The organism is Simiduia curdlanivorans (assembly GCF_030409605.1).
In the GTDB taxonomy this organism is placed as follows: domain Bacteria; phylum Pseudomonadota; class Gammaproteobacteria; order Pseudomonadales; family Cellvibrionaceae; genus Simiduia; species Simiduia curdlanivorans.
In genome coordinates this window covers 431,006-452,899 of record NZ_JAUFQG010000006.1, presented here as the reverse complement: position 1 = coordinate 452,899, position 21,894 = coordinate 431,006, and the positions used below count along the sequence as shown (strand labels likewise).

Here is a 21,894-nt window from a genome sequence, read left to right as displayed (position 1 = left end):
CAGCAAATACTAAGGGCAAGTTAATGGGCAATCACATTCAAGATATTCTTGAGCACTGGCACCCTAAGCGCGATCTCTATACCTGGGTTCTTGGCACGGTTATCGATACTGAAGGCTCCAGTTATCGCAAAGCGGGTGCGATGATGATGTTTAATGATCGCGGTGAATTTTTTGGTTTGCTCAGCGGCGGTTGTTTAGAAAAAGCACTGTTCAACGATGTGAAAAAAGTGATCAGTTTTAATCAAGCCCGCGTAGTTGAGTTTGATTCCACCGGCGATACCGATGTGGCCTGGCAGCTTGGTTTAGGCTGTGGCGGCAAAGTACGCATTCTGTTGCAGCCCGTGTTAGCGGCCAATCAGTATCAGCACTTGTGTGCGTTATTTGCGGCTTTGAATGGGCGGCAGAAAGTGCACTACTGTGTGAATTTGGCGTTGCCACAAACTGCCGATCTTGCCAATAATCGCGTCGATATTGTTGCCGAGGCGTGTTCGTACCAAACGTCAAATAGGTCGATTATCAATACTTATGTTGGCAAAGGTGGCAAAGGTGGCAAAGGTGGCAAAGGTGGCAAGGCTGAAAATCCGCCTTGGTTAACCATTTCACTCACGGCGCGCCGTCACCTCGCTATTTTTGGTGGCGGTGTCGATGCCGTGCCCTTGGTTCAGATGGCAAAAAACCTAGGCTGGCAGCTAACGCTTATCGACCATCGCGTGGCCTATGCCCAGGCACAACATTTCAGTGGCGCCGATAGGATAATTCGGCAACCGGCCGCTCATCTCGACGTGATAAAAACTTTATCCACGGTGGATGCGGCATTTGTTATGACTCATAACGTCCAGCTAGACGCCGACGCGCTCTCGGTCTTGTTGCCGAGCCAGGTGCAATACATTGGCCTATTAGGTCCTGTGCATCGTAAAAACCGCGTCCTGATTAAAGCGGGGCTGAAACCGGATAGCCGCATCCACGGCCCAATGGGGCTTGATCTCGGTGGCGAGCTGCCGGAATCGATCGCACTTGCGGCACTCGCGCAGTGCCATCAAATATTAGAGGCGGCTCAGCTACAGCGAGTAGGTGCTGAAACCATAGAGCAGTATCGATGACCTTATCGGTACTGGTGTTAGCCGCAGGCCAAGGCCGGCGCTTTGGCGCCGAGCCCAAGCAGTTGGCGCAGTACCAAGGTGCGCCCCTATTGGCGCATAGCTTGACCTTAGCGGAAACCTTAGCGCCCGGGCGTGTGTTGCTTTTGCTTGGCGCCCATGCCGAGACCATTGTGTCGCGCATGCCTCAGTTGCAGCGCGTTAACTATCGGGTTCATCCGCACTGGGCGAAGGGCATAGGTGCGAGTATCGCTTTTGCAGTGCAACATTTACCGACAGATGCCGAGGCCGTGTTGATCTTGTTAGCGGATCAAATTGCCGTAAGCGACGCGGACTTGGAACATTTGTGGCTTCGCTATACGAAACAACGCGAAACTTCTGGCGCTATTGCAGGTAGCGGTCAAGAAAAAATTGTCTGCGCCCATTACGCCGGGCAATTGGGCGTGCCGGCTATTTTTCCACGCCGCTATTTTCCTAGGTTGGCGGCGCTGCAGGGCGATAAGGGTGCGAAAAAAATATTGTTGACTGAACCGGTGGTGAGCGTGAGTTTGCCCAATGCCGCCATTGATATCGATACACCGGAAGATCTACATCATGTTACTGAACGCAAGGAGCCATCATGTTTGAACTAACCATTAACGGCGCAGTGCACAAGCTAGACGCCGACCCGAGCATGCCTTTGCTGTGGGCACTACGAGATTTGTTGCATTTAACCGGCACCAAATTCGGCTGCGGTATGGGCCTTTGTGGCGCTTGTACTGTGCATGTAGATGGCGAGGCGGTGCGCTCTTGCCTGACACCCGTATCAGCGGCGCAAGGTGCAAAAATTACCACCATTGAGGGCTTGTCTGCCGATGCCAGCCATCCCTTGCAGCTGGCGTGGGCAAGTCACAATGTGCCCCAGTGCGGCTACTGCCAGTCGGGCCAGCTAATGAGTGCGGCGGCATTGTTATCTAAAACCGCCAAGCCGTCCGATGCCGATATCGATAAAGCGATGGCCGGTAATATTTGCCGCTGCGGTACCTATCCGCGCATTAAAGCGGCGATAAAATCGGCTGCCGGGGTGCAAATACACGAGCCAAAAAAACAAGCTAGTGTCGAGCAAAGCGTGGGCGCGAAGGGAGGTTTAGCATAATGGCTAAGTTAACGATTCTCGACCGGCGCAGCTTTCTTAAAGCCACAGGCTTAGCGTCCACCGGTTTGGTGTTGCAGGCAACACTCGCCACCGATGTACTCGCCAGCCCGCACCCAGGTAAGGCGGCCTTGGCGTTAAATCTTTTTGTATCCATTGAACCGGACGATAGCGTCAACATCATCGCGCACCGCTCGGAAATGGGCCAAGGTATCCGCACCAGTTTGCCACAAATTGTGGCCGATGAAATGGAAGCGGATTGGCGCAAGGTGAATATTGTTCAAGCCATTGCCGATGAAAAATACGGCAATCAAGATACCGATGGTTCGCGCAGTGTGCGTACATTTTTCCAAACCATGCGCGAAATTGGCGCGGCGGCAAAATTGATGTTGCGTCAAGCGGCGGCGCAAACCTGGCAAGTAAAATTAGAGGAGTGCGTAGCCATCGATCACACCTGCCGTCACACGCCTAGCGGTCGGGTGCTGCGCTTTGGCGAGTTGGCCGCAGCCGCAGCGGCACTACCGGCACCTGCGGCCAATAGCCTGATTTTTAAAGCCAAAAAAGATTACCAATATATTGGCAAGCCGGTCGCCATTGTCGACTTGCCAGCCATGGTGTCTGGCGCCACACAGTTTGGTATTGATACCGAGCTGCCCGGCATGGTGTACGCCAGCATTGAGCGCACACCCGTCATGGGCGGCAAGGTGAAAAGTTTTGATGCCAGCGCGGCGTTAAAAGTTAAAGGGGTGTTACAAGTGGTGGAAATAGCCGGTGGTATAACACCGGCGGCATTTAACCCCCACGCCGGAATTGCCGTTGTGGCAACCAATACCTGGGCCGCGCAAACGGCACGTAAATTGGTGAAGGTTGAGTGGGATTTAGGTGCTCACCGCAGCTACGATTCAGCGCAAGACTTGCGCGATATGGCTGCGGGAAAACTGGGGCAGCGCAAAACCTTGTTAGCGCAAGGTGATACCGATGCCGCCTTTTCATCGGCCGCCCGTGTTATCGATGCAACCTACAGCGTGCCGCATTTGGAGCACGCCACCATGGAGCCGCCGGCTGCGGTAGCGCGTATTTCGGGTGATCGCTGTGAAGTGTGGGCTTGTGTGCAAAGCCCGGTGCGGGCAAGAGATGTGATTGCCGGCGCCATCGGTTTTAAGCCCGAGCAAGTCACCGTCAATGTGACTTTATTGGGTGGCGGCTTCGGGCGGAAATCTAAGCCGGATTTCGCCGCCGAAGCGGCGTTGATTGCGAAGGCCGTGGGCAAGCCCGTGAAGGTAACCTGGACGCGCGAGGACGCCATTAAGCACGGCTATTATCATGCCTCAAGTGTGCAAACTTTCGCGGCAGCGCTGGATAAGAAAAACCAATTGATGGCCATTAAATCCTGTGTGGCTTCGCCCACCATCATGAGTTTATTTGGTCCCGATAGTGGCTATTTACAGGAGTGGGAAGCGGGCCAAGGCTTTTCAAATTTACCCTATAACATCGAAAATCAATTGATTGAAAATGCCCATACTCCGGCCCATACCCGTATTGGTTGGATGCGATCGGTATTTCATATCAATCATGCCTTCGGCGTTAATAGTTTTTTCGATGAATTAGCGCGCGAAGCCAAACAAGATGCGTTTGTGTTCCATCAGAAATTAATTGGGAAAGACCGTATTGTTGGCAAAGATAGCGATCACCCCTTTAAAAGTAATCGCCTGTTAGCCGTGATGGATGTGGTGAAAAAGAGTTGCGGTTGGCCGCACAAGGCCGTGCCTAATCAAGGCTGGGGCCTAGCACAACACTACAGCTTTTTTAGCTACGTGGCGGTGGCGAGCAAAGTGACCTTGAAGGATAAGGCGCTGTCTGTGGAGGAGGTGCACATTGCACTCGATTGCGGTCAAATCGTAAATCCGGATCGGGTTCATTCGCAAATGGAGGGCGCGGTCATTTTTGCTTTATCGCTGGCGCTTTATGGCGACATTGCGTTTAAACAAGGAGCCGTGGTGCAGTCTAATTTTCACGATTATCCGCTGTTGCGCATGGATAAATGCCCAAAAATCGTCGTGACTTTGATTGATAGCGATGAAAAACACACAGGTGTTGGCGAACCGGGTGTACCGCCTGTGGCGCCCAGTATCACCAACGCCATCGTCGCTGCCGGTGGCCCGCGTATCCGCCAGTTGCCGATTAATCGATGGTTAAACCCATAACCCTAAAACATAAAAATATAGCGACTTTCGTCGCTATATTTTTATTCTTAGCTGTTAGCTGGGGGCCGAAGTGTCGGATCAGGCCATCCGCTTAGCTGTTATCTGCTACTCATACGCTGTGTATTCCACCTGGGTAATACAACAAAGATTTTTTTGTTCGCCAATTACAATCCATACCTCGTCATCTAATCGCTTGCCCAGTACAGCCTTGGCCAGCGGTGAGTCCATGCTGATTTTTCCGGCGCTCACATCGAATTCATCTGGTCCCACAATTTGATAGCGCTTTTCCTTGCCGTCGGCATCTTCTAGCGTAACCCAGGCGCCAAAGAAGACTTTGTCTTGGTCGTCGGGCAGCCGGTCGACCACGGTTAGCTCATCGAGTCGCTTGCTCAGAAAGCGTACGCGGCTATCTATTTCACGTAATCGACGCTTGCCATAAATGTAATCGCCGTTTTCCGAGCGGTCGCCATTTTTGGCTGCTTCGTGCACGGTATTGGTGACCAGGGGTCGCTCGACTTTCCAAAGTTGCGTGAGCTCTGCTTGCAGTGCGCGCGCACCGGCAGGGGTAATATAGGCCGAACCTCGGCGAGTAGGGGGGCGCCAGCGACCCATGATAGCTCCGAAAAGAATTGTTCTAGAGCGGCTATTTTGCCACGGAATGGATCTGCTGGCGTAAAAAGATCATGAAATTTCGGCAGTCAAAAAATAGTTTGGCTGCCGAACCTAGCGCCGGCCTCGGCTGGGCGGCGTGCGTCTGTTAATGATTCTGGTGTGAGGAATAAGCTTTATCGCCCCAGCCGATCAGTTTACCGTTGCGAAATACCAGCGGTGTACATTCATTTTTGCTGGTGATGCCATCTTCTTTTTGTCGTTGGGTACGGTAAAACAAAACGCGAACATCGGCATCGTTATCCGTGTAGCCTTCGCTAAAGTCTGGTTCGCCTAAGCGGCTACGAATGTCCATTTCGGCGGTATTAATTTGCAAGCTGGAAATAACCGCTTTGTTCTCGCGCTCGGTTTTTTCCCAGTCACTGTTGGAATCGCCGCCTTTATTGATGTAAATACACGCGCTAAGCAGGCTTGCGGTAACCGTGGCGAGAAGGAGGGAGGTAAGCTTCATGTGATGGCGTCCTTTTTTGGATGAAATGTTATGGCTGCATCCTAACGTTATTTTTTATCTTATGAAGCCCAATTGAGCGCAGATAAAATTCCTTGTGTCGTGTTGCCGAGATGGCGTGATGCTTATCTGAGGTGAATGGCTTTTCCGGTTGGAGCCTGCCGCACACTTGTGCGGGTTTTGCGCAGCTTTTGCGCGAGCCAGCGCGAGTAAAGCCGCTGTGCAAATCGCCGGTACTATGAGGCTGAACTTTGCGTCTGGGCAATGCTAGCTCGGCACCCATGTCTTAAAAGATTGTCACCTGAAATCTGGTCTATTTACCGTACCAGTAGCTTCTGGTATGGTTTAAATACCAGTTGCGGGCTTGCCGCAGTTATTCAATCTTGAGGTGACATATGAAAGTGAGCGGGCAGATGTTGATCGGTGCCAGTGATGTCATGGGCAGTCAAGCGCCGATCTTTGCGCTGAACCCCGTAACCGGGGAGCAGCTGCAGCCCGCCTTTGGCTGCGGCGGCGAGCAGCAGGTGGCGCAAGCCTGTCGCTTGGCGACCCATGCTTTTGATACCTATCGCCATTTACCCTTACGCCAGCGGGCCGATTTTTTAAATGCTATAGCCGAGCAGATAATGGCCTTGGGCGACACCTTAGTGCAGCGGGCCATGGCCGAAACCGGCTTGCCGCAGGCGCGTATTGAAGGCGAGCGGGCGCGAACGGTAGGGCAGTTGCGTTTGTTTGCCCAGGTGGTACGCGAGGGTCATTACCAAGATGCGCGCATAGATCCGGCGCAACCGGCGCGCGCGCCGCTGGCCCGTGCGGACCATCGCTACCGCCAGGTTGCCTTGGGCCCTGTGGCGGTGTTTGGCGCCAGTAACTTCCCCTTGGCGTTTTCGGTGGCGGGGGGCGATACCGCATCCGCGTTGGCGGCCGGTTGCCCGGTTATCGTCAAGGCGCACTCGTCTCATCCCGGTACCTCCGAGCTCGTTGGTCGTGCTGTGCGAGCAGCAGTGCAAGTCTGTGGCCTGCCAGAAGGCGTATTCTCTTTGTTGTTTGGCACTGGCCCGCAGTTGGGGGCAAGCTTAGTCGCGCACCCCGGCATCAAAGCTGTGGGTTTTACCGGCTCTCAGGCTGGCGGTAGGGCGTTGATGACGATCGCCGCGCAGCGCCGAGAACCCATTCCGGTTTATGCGGAGATGAGCTCGATCAATCCGGTTTTTCTGTTGCCCCAAGCGTTGAACCATCGCGCCGCAACCATTGCCGAGGCTCATGTAGCGTCCATGCTTATGGGCGCTGGACAATTTTGTACCAGCCCAGGTTTGGTCATTGCCGTCAAGGGCGAAGGGCTGAACCGCTATTTCGATCACGCGGCCGCATGTTTAGTGTCCGCTGCTAGTCAAACCATGTTGTCGCCGGCTATTCATCAGGCCTATCTCTCTGGGCTTGAACGAGTAAGTCAGGCGCCGGGCGTTAGCGAAGTGGCGCGCGGTAAAAATTCAGCACAACCCTATCAGTGCCAAGCGGGTTTATACCGGGTGAGTGGTGCAGATTTTATGGCCAATGCTCAATTGCACGAGGAGGTCTTCGGCGCTTTGGCGCTCGTGGTCGAGTGCGATAGTGAAGCGCAATTGTTTGATGTGCTGGCGCAGCTACAAGGTCAATTAACTGGCGCCATTCATGCAGACGGCGATGATGATCCCCAATTGGTGCGGCAACTTATTGCGACCTTGGAGTTGAAAGTTGGGCGTATTATTTGGAATGGATTTGGCACGGGTGTCGAAGTGTGTCACGCCATGGTGCACGGCGGGCCTTTTCCCGCCACCTCAGATAGCCGCACCAGCTCAGTTGGCACGGCCGCGATCATGCGCTTCTTGCGGCCGGTTTGCTATCAGGCCTTGCCCGATGACTTTTTACCCGCGGCATTGCAAGACGCTAACCCCGATAATTTACAGCGCCTTGTGGATGGCGTGAGGGGTTAATACCTTCGGCGCTTTTATTGATTGATGTTTACGGCGAGCTTGTGAGTGCCAAGCTCGTCGGTAAACTCGCTGACATGATTAGCAGCAGGCGCTACCGCTATTGGTGGCAGCCTCGGTATCGTAGGGTAGGGCGGTTCCGCAACCATCGAAAATGCCGAAGTGTTTGTCCCAGTTACCAATAAAGTCAAAATGCGCGTTGAAGCGCGTGTCGTGCAACATGCGCCAGGTGTTACCGCACACGGGAAAGACTTTTCCCGTGGCAATGTGGTGGTGTTTATCTAGGGTGAAACTGTGAGGGTGATGTTCGATGCTACCTTTATAGATGACGGCCTGGCCATAGTCTTCACAGAAGGGCTCTAACTCGGCAAGCTTAAATAACCGGTAAGTGGCGGAAAAAAATTGAATGTCGCCACACTTCGCCTTTAATGCTTGGTTTTCGATGCTGATAGGCGCGTCCTTTACCAAGCGCGGATCTAAGAAGCCGCAGGCTTTGGCCGTATTGTGAAAATCATTCCAATAAAAAGCGCCCGATAAACACTCGCCAAATAGCACTGGGTCTTGCGCTAGCTGCGCGGGCATACGCCGGTCGGCATAAACGTCGGAAAAATACATTTCGCCACCTGGCTTAAGTAACCGGTAGGCTTGCTTTAGCACGGCGGCTTTGTCGGTACATAGGTTGATCACGCAGTTAGACACGATAACATCAAGGCTATTGTCGGGAATGTCGAGCCGATCGAGATGCTCGAGCTCCCCCTGCAGGAAAGTGACGTTGGCGATTTTATAGCCGAATTTTCCGCGGTGATAGTCGATGTGGCGCCTTGCTACATCCAGTTGCGGCTCAGTCATGTCCACGCCAATCACAGAGCCTTGTTCCCCCACCAGCGCCGATAGGGCATAGCAATCTCGCCCGGCGCCTGATCCCAAATCTAATATGCGCAGGCCTTCAATGTGTTCGGGTAGCACTAGGCCGCAGCCGTAGTAGCGAGCGTGCACCTCATCGTGGATGGCGGCCAATATGGGTTTTAAATATTCAGGTGGCTGTTCGCCGGTGCAACAGGCGTTGGTTTGTAGGTCTGAAGATTGTTGCAGGGTTTCGCCGTAGTAGGTCTTAACATCTTCGCGCATGAATATCCCCAAAGGAAAGAAGTGTGCCATTGTCGTAGGGCAGTTTGAGCTACGTGGGTGCCTATTGTTACAGAATGGTCTTATTTTTGTCACATCTCTGCCACGAATTTGTCACGCCAGAGCGTTAACTTGCTCAGGAAGATAGCAAATTTAAGGTGAAAATGATGATCAATGTTGAACAATCTGTCGCTACGAAGTTACCTTGGTTGGGCACCAGCTCTCCGATTGTGCGTCAGTCAGCATTGGGAGTCTTTCGCAAGCTGGTACACCAAGACGAAATTAATAATTTCTTACTCGAGCATAAAGACCTTAAAAACTTTAGCTTTATCGATAAAGTGTTTGAGTATTTCAATTTTAGCTACAGCCTGTCGTCAAAGAGCCGAGCCAATATTCCCTCAGAGGGGCGCGTGGTTATAGTGGCCAATCACCCAATAGGCTCATTGGATGGGCTAGCGTTACTGCGCGCCGTGGGCGAGATTCGCGCCGATGTTAAAATAGTCGCCAATGATTTGTTGGCTTCTTTCAGTCAATTATCCGAGCTTCTGATCCCCATCGATAATATGGGCCAGTCGTCCTACCGCAAAAGTTACCGAGCGGTAATCGAAGCGTTAGAAGACGACTGTGCGATTATTGTGTTTCCGGCGGGTGAGGTGTCCCGAGTTAGCCCTGTGGGTGTGCGCGACGGGCGCTGGCAGACGGGCTTCCTACATTTTGCCCGTAAAACCGGCGCCAATATTTTACCTGTTCATATCGAAGCCCGTAATTCAGCCTTGTTTTACAGCTTGTCGATGATTTACAAGCCGCTCAGTACCCTGTGGTTAGCGCGCGAGATGTTTAATAAAAACCATACAGATATAAAGTTTCGCGTCGGCGACCCACTGCCGGCAAAAGGCTTTGAAGCGCTTCAAGTTGCCGATAGATCGGTGGCGGCGCGCTTAAAAAAGTATATCTACAAAATGGGCAAGGGCAATGCCAATGGCTTCGTCACCGAAAAGACCTTAGCGCACCCAGAAAATGCCAACGCTTTAAAACAGCAGCTGAGCTTTCAAACACTGCTCGGTGCAACACGCGATAGCAATCAAATCTATCTGGCGCAGTATTTGGAAGATTCGCCACTCATGCGCGAGCTTGGGCGCTTGCGCGAAGCAACCTTTCGCAAGGTGGGCGAGGGCACTGGTTCGCGTCGGGATTTGGATAACTATGATCGCACCTATCAACACTTGATCCTGTGGGATAACCAGCGTTTGGCCATTGCCGGTGGTTATCGCCTAGGCGACTGTCGCCAAATTATTGAGCAGCAGGGCGTCGAGGGCTTATACACGGCTGAGTTGTTCACCTATCAAGCGGCCGCAATGCCATTGTTATCCCAAGCTGTAGAGTTGGGGCGTAGCTTCGTTTCGCCTTATTACTGGGGTAAAAATAGCTTGGATTATTTATGGCAGGGCTTGGGTGTGTTTTTAAAGCACCGACCCGATGTTCGCTATTTAGTTGGCCCCGTGTCAATGAGTGCCGATATTCCGAAACATTTACGCAATAGGCTGGTGCACCATTATCAAAACTTCCATGCCAGTGAGCAGCTCTTGGCCTTAAGCCATCAACCTTTCGTCTTGGAGCCACACATTCAAGAGGCTTTGGATTTAGAATTAGGCGAGTGCGACAGAGAGGTGAGCTTTAAGCGATTGCAGGCCGCCTTCGCAGCGGAAGACTGTAAGATGCCCGTGCTGTTTAAGCAGTATGCAGCATTGTTTGAAGAGGGTGGTTTTACCCTCATGGATTTTGGCGTGGACGCTGAGTTTGGCCATTGTGTTGACGGTTTATTCATTGCCGATCTACACGCCTTAAAAGCCGCTAAGCGCAAACGTTATTTAGGTTCTTAAAAATACCTAACTAATAATTAATTACCTCCCCGAAAGCAGATGCCAGGGCGTTTTCGCCTCGTTATCTGCTGTCCAGTGGGATAGCAAGCGTTTCAATAGCCTCCGTGCTTTGCTATCCATATACTTTCATTTATTGACTAAAACAGCATTATACGCACGCTTCACTGCTATTGGATTCATTTAAAAATTCAATCACTATTTTCCAGTCCTTTGCCTGTTTGGCGCCGTAACACCGGTGCAATTTTAAACAAACACTTCGCCAAAAAAGGATGACTGAGATGAATATTAGAACCCTTGCTGCAGTGGGCTTGTTGCCGTTGGTATTGGCTGGCTGCCCATTTGATGACGACGATGATGATCCTATCGTTGAGCCGGAAGTTTTATCCACCAGCGTGAGAGTGTTTCATGCATCACCAGATGCGCCCGCGGTAAACCTTTTGGTTAATGGTGGCGAAGCCGCAGCCGGTTTAGATTATGCACAATCTACAGGTGTGTTGACCCTTGATGAAGGTACCTATACCGTTGCTGTGGAGGGTATTGTGCCCGCAGGCAATGTTACTGTTATTGGTCCTGTAGATTTGGATTTGGTGGGTGATACCCATTATGATGTTATTGCGGCAAATGCTGTAGCCGACATAGAACCCATTGTAATTTCCGATAGCGGCAGCTTAAGCGATGCCAGCTTAGTTCGAGTGAGAGTCGCTCATTTAACGGCAACTGCACCAGCCGTAAACGTATTTGTTACAGCGCCGACCGATGATATTACCGGTTTAGATCCGCTTGGTACCTTTTCATTCGGTGAGGTGTTAGGACCGGTAGAAGTGGCCGCTGGCGATTATCGAATTAGAGTCACGCTCGCTGACGATACGTTGGTATATGATTCTGGCACCGTTAATTTATCCGCCGGTAAAGACCTTCTTGTAGGTGCTATCCCAACGTTTAGAACTGACGATGCGCCGATTAAGTTGGCGGTACTTGATGGCGATGCGGTAGCCATTCTGCACGACCAAAATGACGGTGCAAATTTACGTGTGGTGCACGATTCAGCCGATGCCCCGGCGGTTGATGTCTACTTGAATGATGCCGCAATGCCGGCCATTGAGGATTTGGAATTTCCTAATGCCGTTGGCTATGTCAATCTCGCCGCTGGTGACTACGACATTGAAGTAACAGCCGCTAACACCACATCGGCGGTGATTAACGCCGACGGTGTCGCGTTGGCAAATGGAGCTTCATACACTGTTATTGCGCTGAATCAACTCGCTAATATTGAACCTTTGGTGTTAACCGATAACGAACGCAGTGTTGCCACTGAAGCGCGTGTGCGATTGATTCATGGGTCGAGCCTTGCCGGTAATGTGGATATTTATGTGGTCGAGCAGTTGGCAGATATCAGCATGGCATCGCCAGCTTTCTCTGATATTCCGTTTAAAGCTGATACCGGTTACGTGAGCTTAGCCGCTGGTGATTACGATGTTGTGATTACGCCTACAGGAACAACGACAGAGGCCATTCGAGTATCAGTGAGCTTAGAAAACGGCGGTATTTACACGGCAATTGCACGCGACGGTGTTGGCTTGACCACGCCTCTGGGTGTTATTGGGCTCGACGGTTTGGCGCCTATTTAGTGAGATTGAAGTCGCTTTAGTGAATAAGCTACTGAACAAAAAAACAAGGGCGCCTAGGCGCCCTTGTTTTCCTGTTAATGGGTTAACGAAAGTTTACTGTTGATCCATTTGTAGTGTTAAACCAGCATGGCTGCCGCTAATCATCACATAGTGCCAACCTGTATTGGGGTTGTTCACGGTAATGGTTTCGCTGTTGCCGGCGCTTGTAGAGGACTTACTAAACTGCGTGGTAGAAGGCCAGCTGCTGTTGCTGTAATACAGGTTTGCATTACCGGTGCCGAAACCTGTGCGCAAGGTCAGTTGCGTTGCGTTATTGACGTAGAAATAAAAGTACAAGGTACCGTTAGTTTTGGTGGTAACGCAGACCGGCTGTTGCGAACTCAAGGATACATAATCCGTTGCAGCTTGGGTGAGGCAACTATTGGTTAAGCCATTGCCGCCACCTTGTGCGATGGTGGCTGTGGTACTCGCTGAATGGCTTGCGCCCTGGTTGTCGGTAACGGTTAATTTCACCGTAAAGTTTCCCGCGCTGGCATAGGTGTGTGTTGGATTAGCCTGGGTGCTGGTGTTGCCGTCGCCAAAGCTCCAAGCATAACTCGCTATGCTGCCATCACTGTCTACTGAGCCGCTGCTACTAAAGTTCACGCTTTGCTGTGCTGTGCCGGTGTAAGGGCCATTAACAACGGCAGTCGGTGCTGCGTTGCTATTGCCGCCGGCGCTGTAACTGGCAACCAACTTAACATTGGCGAAAGTTGCGTAGCTATAAACATGCACATACCAACGGCCTGGGGCTGGCGTGGCGAAGCTGCAGGTTTCGGCATTGCCTGTGCGGTAGGGTCTGCAATCGTAACTGCTGCTAGTAGGCGCCGTTGCGCGTTTGACGTAAATATCGGCGTCACCGGTACCGCCGGATATCACGAAGGATAGGTTGGTGGCGTTGGTGGGTAGATCAATGTAGAACTCCAGCGGGCTATTATTGCTTGGCGAAGCAATGGTGCGCGACTGGCCGTTGCTTAACAGTTTGTCGTCTACCGGTGGCGTAGGTGTATTAGTACTTTGTACGGTACCTAGCCAGGTGTTCCATTCACTTTGGTAAAGGTTTGAAATACTGTTGATGTAGCTGAGGTAGCCATCGTAATTGCCGGCGCGGAAATATTGCAGCATTTGATTGACTTCACTGGGGTGGCGCTCAAACATAAAGCGCACCGCTAAGTAGCCCCAACGGTAGACGCGATCTTGTCCACTGTTGTAATCATTTGAAAAAATGGTGCCTAAGGTGAAGGCTTTGGTGCGGGCGAGATTAATCGCCGTATCGTTATAGTCTTTCTTAGAAATGTATTCCGCTAACCCTTCGATCCACCAAACGGTTTTGTGTGTGCCCGTTCTGGCCGCACCAAAATCGCCTTTTAGGTTAAACCGGCCATCGAGATAGTGCACGTATTCGTGGGTTAGGTTCCAGATGTGGAATTCAGGCAGTAGCCACTCGGCCTCGTAGGCGATAAAGCGTGCTTGGTTGTTGGCATCGGCTGGGTTGCCTTCCAAATACATGCCGCCGTTGTTGGTGTCTATGCCAAATAGCACACCGGCGTTTTCCTGATAGCTAGCGCTGTTATTAAACACCACCATTTCCAATTTGGTATTTAAATCGTCGGCTACCGGGTTATAGCTGGTGGCTAATTTATCGTGGAAGTAGCTTTCCTGTGCTGAAAGTTGATCACAGGAATCCGCGAATTGTGCGTTGGTCATGGCTTCTGCACGCATAACCAGTGAACTACTGCAGGTGTGCGTGAGTGGCAGCACTTGGGCTTCCAAATCAGCTTTGAAACCACAGATGTTAAAATCTGCGCATTGACCTTGGTAGTCAACCACCGTCGCCGTGCGTAGCCATACAGATCTGCCTGTACCATTTAAGCTGTAGCGATTGAGAATCGCCTGTACTTCCGCTTTTATGGTGGGGTAGGCAGCTGAGGTTTTGTATTGCAGAAAGCGCGCCAATTCTCCGGCAGCGTTTTCCTGCAGATAAAGTGCATCCGTCGCCAGCATCCAATCTTGGCGAGCAAAACTACCCAGTTGCTGCGCCAGCTGTGTGTCGGTTTTTACCAAGGCTTGGAAATCTGCTTGATAGTGACCGCGAAATAAAACCGTGAAAATGCCGTTCACTGATGAGCGCATATTAAATGACGTGGCATAGCTGGCGTTCCAGCGGCTCAGCCATTGTTTAATCATGGGCAGATAGCGTGCATTTTCTCCGGCGCTGTCGATCAGAATAATGGCATCCTTAATGTTTTTGCCATGCTGGTCGGAATTCGCGTAGAAGTCTGGATTATTGACGAAATTATCCAATGCACTGCGCACGGCGTTTTGCACGCTGCCGGCGTAGGGGCCAACGTCGTTCGGGCTGTAGTACTCGTGGTAATAACCGGTGCGCAAAAAATAGTACAAGTTGTTGATGCTATTGCTACCGCCACTGGCGCTATAACTGGCGGCCATAGTTGCTGCAGCGTTGGCAACCGTTATCATTTTGCTGTTCTGAAAGGCGGCAAAGCTGGTGCTGTTGGCGGTGTATAAATCATTAATACAACCGATATCTTGCACCAGGATATGGTCCACCAAACTCTGGCCAGTTTTGGTGCCATAGCCGTTGGTATCGCAGGTGGCAAGCGCCGCCATAGTCGTAGCGAGCTTTTGATTGTGTTGGGTTTGCGTTTGTAGCGTCTGGGTTTGCGGTGACAGGGTCTGCGGCGAAAGTCTATCGGGCATTGGCTCGACCGGCGCATGATGGGTTTGGCTGTTCGGGGTAATGGGTACAGATTGGGACAGGGGGGCTTGCTGGGCATTGCTACTCATACTCGCGCCGGATGCTAGAAGCGATAGAGCAAGAGATAGCGATAGCAGACCACGGTTTTTATTAATTTTCATGGGGTCCTCTCATTAAAAGTGACCGATACTTGCCTTTTTGCCTTGTTATTGACGAAGAGTTATCAAGGGATAGCTGTCCATTAATGGCTAACAAATATCGATAGGTTATGGCCGCGTTACCTAAACGACCGCTAGCCACTCTAGTTTATTGATATATTGTATACAATAGTCTTGGCGTGAAATTTACCGTATATGTGACAAATCCGTGAACCTAGTGGTGTTTCCCTTCGTTATTTATTTCAATTTGCTATTAGCTGGATTTGCCTAAGCAGTATTTTCTCTAAATTGAGGTGTGTCTTAGCCAGATTTTGATTTCGTCAGCTGTTTGATGAAGCGGTGTTGTAGGGGGGGGCTATGGGTTTCGCCTAGGCGTTGTATACCTGTTGTGGCAGCGAGTTTGGTGCGTGGGTATTTGTTAACGGGTTATTTAACCGAAGTGGACGTTGAAGTAATGGGCGATTATTTACCCTTGTTTCTATTTTCGTGCGACTACTGTCTATTGGCGCGTTATTTGTATTGAACTTGTTACAGTCGTTCACGAGGGCGACATGAGGATGTGGAATATAACAATATGTGCCGAGTTTTGATCAAGTCTGCTGCGATTTTTTTTGTACTTATTGGTTTTTCTTCGCTCACCCTTGGGCAGGGGCTAAGCGAGGAGGAGGCGCTGTCGCTCACCGCTGACTTGGTGCTGTTGCGCTATGAAAACAGCGTTGATAACTGCGAACACATGGGGGCGAAGAACATGGAGCAACTCTACGAAGCCCTACGTCAGCTGGCGCAGTTACGCCAAGAAAGTGCGCCCGTTAAGACTACCCGGTTTATCGAACGAGCCAAATCTAGCTACAGTTTAGGACTTGCTGGGCTGCCTAAACCAGAAGTTCAAAAGGCCGACCATGTGGCACTTATCTGTGAGCGAACACACGATAAAATAGCCCATCTGGATGCAGAAAGCTTTGCCAAAATCGTGCAAAGTTCCATGCGCGAATACCAAATGCTGTTCGCACAAGCTAAGTAAGTTGTAGAGAAAGACGCTTGAGCTATTGCATTAAATTGGTGCTCACAGCTTCTGTGCGCATTAATTTGGTGCGTCCTACCGTTTAAATTGTTGAAGCCCTGAAACTGCTGCGGGCGGTGATCTTAATCGCTTTAAAGGCCATGCTTTCCTACTTGTAGGAGCAGGCTATCCTACTTGTAGCCTGTAGCCTGTAGCCTGTAGCTTGCAGGGGCAGGCCATCCTGCTTGCAGCTTGCAGCTTGCAGCTTGTAGCTTGTAGCTTGTAGCTTGTAGCTTGTAGCTTGTAGCTTGTAGCTTGTAGCTTGTAGCTTGTAGCTTGTAGCTTGTAGCTTGCAGGGCCAGGCCATCCTGCTTGTAGCTTGTAGCTTGCAAGGGCAGGCCATCCTGCTTGCCGCTAAAAACTACTTCCCCTCCCGCGCACTAAACTGCCCACGTTTAAGATAATAAATTACTTCGCTAATAACCTGATCATTGTTCATCATGAACGGATGGGTTACGGGCAGTTCGACATGGTCGTTCATGCCCTCGAGTGTGGTGCGCTCAACAGCAACTTTGCCATCGTCTGTGCCCGGAATTAAGGCTGAGAGTATCCAATTGATACTTTTGCTGCCGGCAATAATACCCACATTAAAATTAGCGGGGCCGAGACTATTTGGCACGCTGAGCGCGCCGGTGCCCAACTGCAGCCCGGCGTCGCCATTGATGAAGTGAAAGCCGGGCACTGCCTCGAGTTTATCGACAACTTCGCTACCTTGGTTGGGCGGCCCCAGCATCACCACATACTTTAAATTGTCTATTTTGTATTCGGTTAAGTATTGGCGCACCAAAATGCCACCCAAGGAGTGGGTGACAAAATGAATGTCATCCTCTTTAGCGCAATGTTCAAGTGCGGGTGTAATGGCAAGTTCTGCAAGTTCATCAATGGCAAATTGGCGCGATGGGTAACCAAGATTTACGGCCTTAAACCCCTCGCTGGTGAGCGCCTGTTCAAGGCTTTCCATAGAGCTGGGTGAACGGGCGAGACCGTGCAGTAAAATGACACAGGCGGCTTGGGCCAGTGTTGGCACCATACCAACGAGTAAGAGCGTAATAACTTTTATCATGGGAGGAGAATTCATTACCAAGCAGCGTTGTTGCTGCAACAGTTTTAATAAAAAACGCCAGTATTACCCGGCGTCTTTGTCAAAATTATGCGTATTGATTAGACTGATGGCCAGACATAGCCTTCGAAGGTAACCCGTAAATCTTTTTTGCTGACTTTACCTGTGGCTGTGTGGGGCAGTTCGTCTACCAGTTCGCACGCTTCCGGTATCCACCAGCTAGCCACTTTTCCGTCGAACCATTTTAGCAGTCCAGCTTTGTCGATAACTTGGTTTGGTTTAGCGACTACAACGAGCAGTGGTCGCTCAGTCCATTTCGGGTGATTAATACCTATCACGGCCGCCTCGAGCACTTGCGGGTGGGTCATGGCGCAATTCTCGAGCTCGATAGAAGAAATCCATTCGCCACCGGATTTGATCACGTCTTTTGTGCGATCGGTGATGTTCATATAGCCTTCGCTATCCATCACGGCAACGTCGCCGGTTTCAAACCAGCCGTCGGCGTCGCAGGCGTCATGTTCTGCTTTGAAGTAGCGCTGAATAACCCACGGCCCGCGCACTTTTACGGCGCCGGACGATTTTCCATCCCAGGGTAATTCGTTGTTGTGATCGTCTGTGATTTTCAATTCGACACCGTAGGCCGGGCGGCCTTGCTTTAACCGCACCTTGGTTTTTTCTGGCTCCGACCAATTGACCATGTGCGGCTTCAACGTGTTGTAAGTGCCGAGCGGGCTCATTTCCGTCATACCCCATGCTTGGTGCACTTCTACGCCGTGCTTCTCGCGAAAGTTGTCGAAGATAGGCTGCGGGCAAGCCGCACCACCGGTAACGACACGGGTAAGGGTGGGAATTTGCTGTTGGCTTTGCTCTAAATAATTTAGCAGCGCCAGCCACACAGTCGGTACACCCGCGGATACGGTGACGGCTTCCTGGTTGATCAGTTTGCACAGGGTTTCACCGTCGCCCATTTTCGGCCCCGGCATAACCAGCTTTGCGCCAATCATCGGGCAGGTGTACACCAAACCCCAGCCGTTGACGTGAAACATGGGCACAATGGGCAACACCACATCGCGCACTGAAATACCAAAGACATCGGGCATGGCGGTGGCGTAGGTGTGCAATATGGTGGCGCGGTGCGAGTATAAAACACCTTTAGGGTTGCCCGTAGTGCCCGAGGTATAACACAGTGCGCTGGCATCGTTTTCGTCTATAGCTGGCCAGTCAAAGGTGTCCGCTTCGTTCGCCAATAAGGTTTCGTAACAATGGAGATTTTTTAAGGTTGTTTGTTTGGGCATCATCTCGGCTGTGGTTAACACGATAAAGCCTTTTACCTTTGTTAGGCTTGGTGCCAGCTTTTCCAGCAGCGGAATAAACATCACATCGATGAAAAGAAACTGATCTTCGGCGTGATTGATAATGTATTGCAGCTGTTCGGGAAACAGACGCGGATTGATGGTGTGGCACACCATACTCGAACAGGAAATACCGTAATAGAGCTCAAAGTGGCGATAGTCGTTCCATGCCAATGTCGCGATGCAGTCGCCTTTTTTAGCGCCCAGTTTTGCCAGCGCGTTGGCGAGCTTGCGCACCCGTTTAAAGGCATCGGCATAGGTGTAGCGATGATTCGGGTTGTCTGCGGTAACGCTCACAATTTCGCTGTTGGCGTAGACCTTTTCAGCAAAGTGCATGATGCTGGTGGTGGTTAAAGGGGTGTTCATCATTTGCCCTAACATGCGCAATCCTCTCGTTGGCTTAGTCTTATGTTTTTGTCCGATTCGATACTGTGGCAAGCGTGCCTGTGTTGACCTCCAACCTAAAGCCTTAGTTCCCGACTGGCAAGCTCGCCTTGATCAATTGGCGTTGAAGGTCAACAAAGGTGCTTGGGTTATTCGACAATTTTAATCCATTCGCCTGGTGTGGGTTCGCCACGGGGATAGTCGCCATTGAGCAGGCGCAATTGATCTGGGCCATGTTGACCCAGGCGACCGTGGTCTGACAGAGCCTGATAGGTGGTGTTGGCGTTCGCCTTAACATAGCGTAAATGTTTCGAGGCGCCTTTCGGTGGCGCCTTGGCGGGCTGGAAAGTGCTGATGATCTTTTTAAAGTTATCATCGTCCTCATCTTTGGTAATGACACCGGAAAAATTGTAAGCGCGATTGCCTTGAAAGAGCACGGCGACACGGGTGGCGGGTTGTGATTCCTTGGCGCTCACAACGCCCATATGACCCACCAAGCCAAATTGATTTAACGGTTCCGATTGCGTTAGCAAGCCAATGTTTAATTCATCGCGTAAATAGGCGCTGGGCTCCATGGGCACTTTTAACATAGCGATGCCCAGAGTGAGTTGGGTGTGAGCATCGGCCGGTTTTACCGCCAAGGCACTGCGTTGATTTTCAACGGCCCATCCCTCCGGGTGAACAAAAGTAAAGCCGAGCTTGGCATGGATGTAGCGATTTTCTTGGCCGGGCAAGGCCATGTCATAGTTAATGCCCACCACCAAGCCGTTGGTCTTTTGGCGAAAGATGTCGGTGTTAAGTTGTTTATCGGCATCCTCTGGCAATGTGCCGGCCGTCGCTATCACTTCTTGCAAGCGTTGGTCATTGCGTGGGTGGGTGGAGAAAACACCGTGGTAGCTCTGCTGCTTTTTGCCGGCTTCTTTTGCGCGGTAGCGGGCGTAGCGCTCTTGGTCTTTCAATATGCTGATGACATCGATCATGGCTTCTGGATCGTAGTGGGCACGGTATAAATACTGCGCGCCAAAACTATCGGCTTCCAATTCCATATCGCGGCCGTAGCCGGATACGGCGGCACCCGTCCACAAGTCTGCCGCATCGGCAACGACCATGCTGCCGGTGGTGATGACTGTGGCGACGGATACCGCACCGGCACCTTTGCGCGCGGCATCTTGGCGCACGGTGTGGCGCGCGGTGACGTGGGCAATTTCGTGTGCGAGTACGGCGGCGAGCTGCGCTTCATTGCTGAGGTAGCCAATCAAGCCTCGGTTGATATAAATATAACCGCCGGGAAGGGCGAAGGCATTGATATCGGGGCTATCGATGATGGTAAAGGTGTAAGTGAGTTCAGGTCTGTCGCCAACCTTTGCCAAGCGCTGGCCCACTTCGTTGACATAGGCGTTTAACGCCGGGTCTTGGTATACCGGTGTTGAGGCAATAATTTGTTGGTGTATTTCCTTGCCTTTGCTTATTTCGCTGTCTTCGCTCATGAAAACAAAATCTGGCGTGCCAGTGGCAGGGTTTATGGCGCAGCTGGTGGCGCCGAGCACGCCTATAAAGCCGAGCGCTGCGAGTAGGGTTCGTTGAAGTGTCATGGTGGTTTCCTCAACTTAATTATCGGGTTTTAAAAATTTTCGCAATTGTGTGCCGAGGCCTTCGCAGGCGCCATTTTGCACTCGCGCAATGAGCGGTATGGGTACAATAATCGCTGGCATATAGGAGGTGCCAGAGGCATCGGCGCTGATCTTGCCGACCACTTGCCCCTTGTCGAAGTCCCAAATGGTGGCTTCGTAAGCGGACTCTTTATCCCAAGTGCCGAAACCGAAGCAACCAGCGCCACCAGGGCCCACAGAGCAGCCAATGGAGCCGGCGCTATTGGTGGTTTCCGTGTGGCCGTCTATCCAAATAATATAGTGAATGTCGTAGTCGCGCAGTATGTGCGCGACGTCATCTCTTTGCGCTGTTCGGTGTAGGCTGCGAATAGACATGGGTGCTAAACGGGGTTCGAACCAAGGGTAGAGTTTGTCGACAAACTCGCGCTCGCCTATGACTTTTATGCCACTGCCCGAGGCGATCTCCTCGCCAATACACTCGACTAAATCTGGCTCGGTTTCATAGTCGCTGGAATGGCGCCGACCCAGCACGACCACGCTATCGGTGGCGTCGAGATTGGCATTGCCGCGCTTGAACTCGTCGACGGTGACCGAGGTGCAACCGCTGTTTAGCAATAAACAGAGCAAGCAGAAATAAAGGGCTTTCATTGCGCCGCCTCCTCGTCGAAATCCAGTGGCTTTTCTTCAGTGCTAGGCACTGCCTTGGTTGGCGCGGGTCGTTGTTCCAGCCACGCCTTAATTTCCGGAACGCGGTCAAAACCGGTAATAAAACTGGCGCCGGCGTCGCGCAGTGCCATCATAACCGCTTGGTTGAGTGCATCGTCTTCCGACTTCAAAAAGGCGGTTGGGGTTTTGCCGTAGGCTGGCATTACCCAGTCGGCAATTAAGGCGCCCTGGTTGTTATAAACTTGAATGCTGTATTTTATCCATACCTCAAAAATATTAACTTTGGTTTCCTTGGGCATGGCATATTGGAAATCGATAACCTTGGGCAGCAAAATAATATCGGCATTAACCTTTTCGCCGGCTTCGGGTAGATTTTCAATGTAGGTGGTTTGGCTAAACATGGCGTCTAGCAGTGTTGTGAGCAATTTCTGTTGCGCGCCGCCGGTGCCGATGGTCCACTGTAATCGGTCTTTGCTTTTTTCTTCGTACTGGAAGGTTTGGAAGCGCGTATTGTTGACCACTGCCACAGTTAGATTTTTTTGATCCACCAGCGGTTTAGGTATATCGCCTTCCACCTCCACCTTGCCCGCACAGGCGCCCAACAGCAACGCCAAGCCAAGTGCCGTTAGCCGGGTTAACATGGGTAGATGCATTCTAATTCTTATCACTGCACATCTCCTTATTCACAGCCAC

The 21,894-nt window shown here is 51.4% G+C and carries 17 protein-coding genes; 8 read left to right on the top strand and 9 right to left on the bottom strand.

Annotated features, from left to right (window positions below):
* The first annotated feature begins 23 nt into the window (after window positions 1-23).
* Genes QWY82_RS15870 through QWY82_RS15855 form a run of 4 tightly spaced genes read left to right on the top strand, consistent with a single transcriptional unit; the run spans window position 24 to window position 4,433 of the window.
* A complete protein-coding gene (locus QWY82_RS15870) occupies window positions 24-1,100 on the top strand; it encodes an XdhC family protein (RefSeq protein WP_290264324.1) in 1,077 nt (358 codons plus the stop codon).
* A complete protein-coding gene (locus QWY82_RS15865; RefSeq protein WP_290264323.1) occupies window positions 1,097-1,729 on the top strand; it encodes a nucleotidyltransferase family protein in 633 nt (210 codons plus the stop codon). Before QWY82_RS15870 ends, QWY82_RS15865 begins: the two co-directional genes overlap by 4 nt.
* Window positions 1,717-2,232, top strand: coding sequence for a (2Fe-2S)-binding protein (locus tag QWY82_RS15860; protein WP_290264321.1), 516 nt, complete (start codon window positions 1,717-1,719; stop codon window positions 2,230-2,232). The genes QWY82_RS15865 and QWY82_RS15860 overlap by 13 nt, the downstream gene beginning before the upstream one ends.
* The gene (locus QWY82_RS15855; RefSeq protein ID WP_290264319.1) at window positions 2,232-4,433 is read left to right on the top strand and encodes a xanthine dehydrogenase family protein molybdopterin-binding subunit; all 2,202 of its coding nucleotides are present in this window, start codon (window positions 2,232-2,234) and stop codon (window positions 4,431-4,433) included. Before QWY82_RS15860 ends, QWY82_RS15855 begins: the two co-directional genes overlap by 1 nt.
* A gap of 105 nt (window positions 4,434-4,538) precedes the next feature.
* Here QWY82_RS15855 and greB read toward each other — a convergent pair whose 3' ends face one another.
* Together greB and QWY82_RS15845 are read right to left on the bottom strand one after the other, a co-directional pair.
* On the bottom strand, window positions 4,539-5,045 hold the full coding sequence (gene greB, locus QWY82_RS15850) for a transcription elongation factor GreB (protein WP_290264316.1): 507 nt from the start codon (window positions 5,043-5,045) through the stop codon (window positions 4,539-4,541).
* Between the two features lie 145 nt (window positions 5,046-5,190).
* Complete coding sequence (locus QWY82_RS15845; RefSeq protein ID WP_290264315.1) at window positions 5,191-5,553, bottom strand: DUF3192 domain-containing protein; 363 nt, start codon at window positions 5,551-5,553, stop codon at window positions 5,191-5,193.
* Between the two features lie 392 nt (window positions 5,554-5,945).
* On the opposite strand from QWY82_RS15845, the gene QWY82_RS15840 reads away from it, so the two are divergent.
* Window positions 5,946-7,523: an aldehyde dehydrogenase (NADP(+)) gene (locus tag QWY82_RS15840; RefSeq protein ID WP_290264313.1), complete on the top strand. Its 1,578-nt coding sequence runs from the start codon at window positions 5,946-5,948 to the stop codon at window positions 7,521-7,523.
* Between the two features lie 78 nt (window positions 7,524-7,601).
* Here QWY82_RS15840 and QWY82_RS15835 read toward each other — a convergent pair whose 3' ends face one another.
* Window positions 7,602-8,648: a methyltransferase domain-containing protein gene (locus QWY82_RS15835; RefSeq protein WP_290264311.1), complete on the bottom strand. Its 1,047-nt coding sequence runs from the start codon at window positions 8,646-8,648 to the stop codon at window positions 7,602-7,604.
* 164 nt (window positions 8,649-8,812) lie between these two features.
* Between QWY82_RS15835 and olsF the strand changes: the two genes are divergently transcribed.
* A complete protein-coding gene (gene olsF, locus QWY82_RS15830; RefSeq protein WP_290264310.1) occupies window positions 8,813-10,525 on the top strand; it encodes a bifunctional ornithine lipid synthase OlsF in 1,713 nt (570 codons plus the stop codon).
* A 278-nt stretch (window positions 10,526-10,803) separates the two neighbouring features.
* A complete protein-coding gene (locus tag QWY82_RS15825; protein WP_290264308.1) occupies window positions 10,804-12,153 on the top strand; it encodes a DUF4397 domain-containing protein in 1,350 nt (449 codons plus the stop codon).
* 93 nt (window positions 12,154-12,246) lie between these two features.
* On the opposite strand, the gene QWY82_RS15820 is transcribed toward QWY82_RS15825, so the two are convergent.
* Window positions 12,247-15,072, bottom strand: a complete 2,826-nt coding sequence (locus tag QWY82_RS15820; protein ID WP_290264306.1) for a collagenase — start codon at window positions 15,070-15,072, stop codon at window positions 12,247-12,249.
* A 583-nt stretch (window positions 15,073-15,655) separates the two neighbouring features.
* On the opposite strand from QWY82_RS15820, the gene QWY82_RS15815 reads away from it, so the two are divergent.
* On the top strand, window positions 15,656-16,090 hold the full coding sequence (locus tag QWY82_RS15815; protein ID WP_290264304.1) for a hypothetical protein: 435 nt from the start codon (window positions 15,656-15,658) through the stop codon (window positions 16,088-16,090).
* Window positions 16,091-16,490: 400 nt separating this feature from the next.
* Here QWY82_RS15815 and QWY82_RS15810 read toward each other — a convergent pair whose 3' ends face one another.
* The 5 genes from QWY82_RS15810 to QWY82_RS15790 all read right to left on the bottom strand — a co-directional run bounded on the left by QWY82_RS15810 (window position 16,491) and on the right by QWY82_RS15790 (window position 21,869).
* A complete protein-coding gene (locus tag QWY82_RS15810) occupies window positions 16,491-17,192 on the bottom strand; it encodes an esterase/lipase family protein (RefSeq protein WP_290264303.1) in 702 nt (233 codons plus the stop codon).
* A 98-nt stretch (window positions 17,193-17,290) separates the two neighbouring features.
* The gene (locus QWY82_RS15805; RefSeq protein ID WP_290264302.1) at window positions 17,291-18,922 is read right to left on the bottom strand and encodes a long-chain-fatty-acid--CoA ligase; all 1,632 of its coding nucleotides are present in this window, start codon (window positions 18,920-18,922) and stop codon (window positions 17,291-17,293) included.
* A gap of 152 nt (window positions 18,923-19,074) precedes the next feature.
* Entirely contained in the window at window positions 19,075-20,517 is a 1,443-nt protein-coding gene (locus tag QWY82_RS15800) for a M48 family metalloprotease (protein ID WP_290264301.1), read from the bottom strand.
* Between the two features lie 15 nt (window positions 20,518-20,532).
* The gene (locus tag QWY82_RS15795; protein WP_290264300.1) at window positions 20,533-21,183 is read right to left on the bottom strand and encodes a hypothetical protein; all 651 of its coding nucleotides are present in this window, start codon (window positions 21,181-21,183) and stop codon (window positions 20,533-20,535) included.
* Entirely contained in the window at window positions 21,180-21,869 is a 690-nt protein-coding gene (locus tag QWY82_RS15790) for a hypothetical protein (protein WP_290264299.1), read from the bottom strand. The genes QWY82_RS15795 and QWY82_RS15790 overlap by 4 nt, the downstream gene beginning before the upstream one ends.
* Window positions 21,870-21,894: the final 25 nt, after the last annotated feature.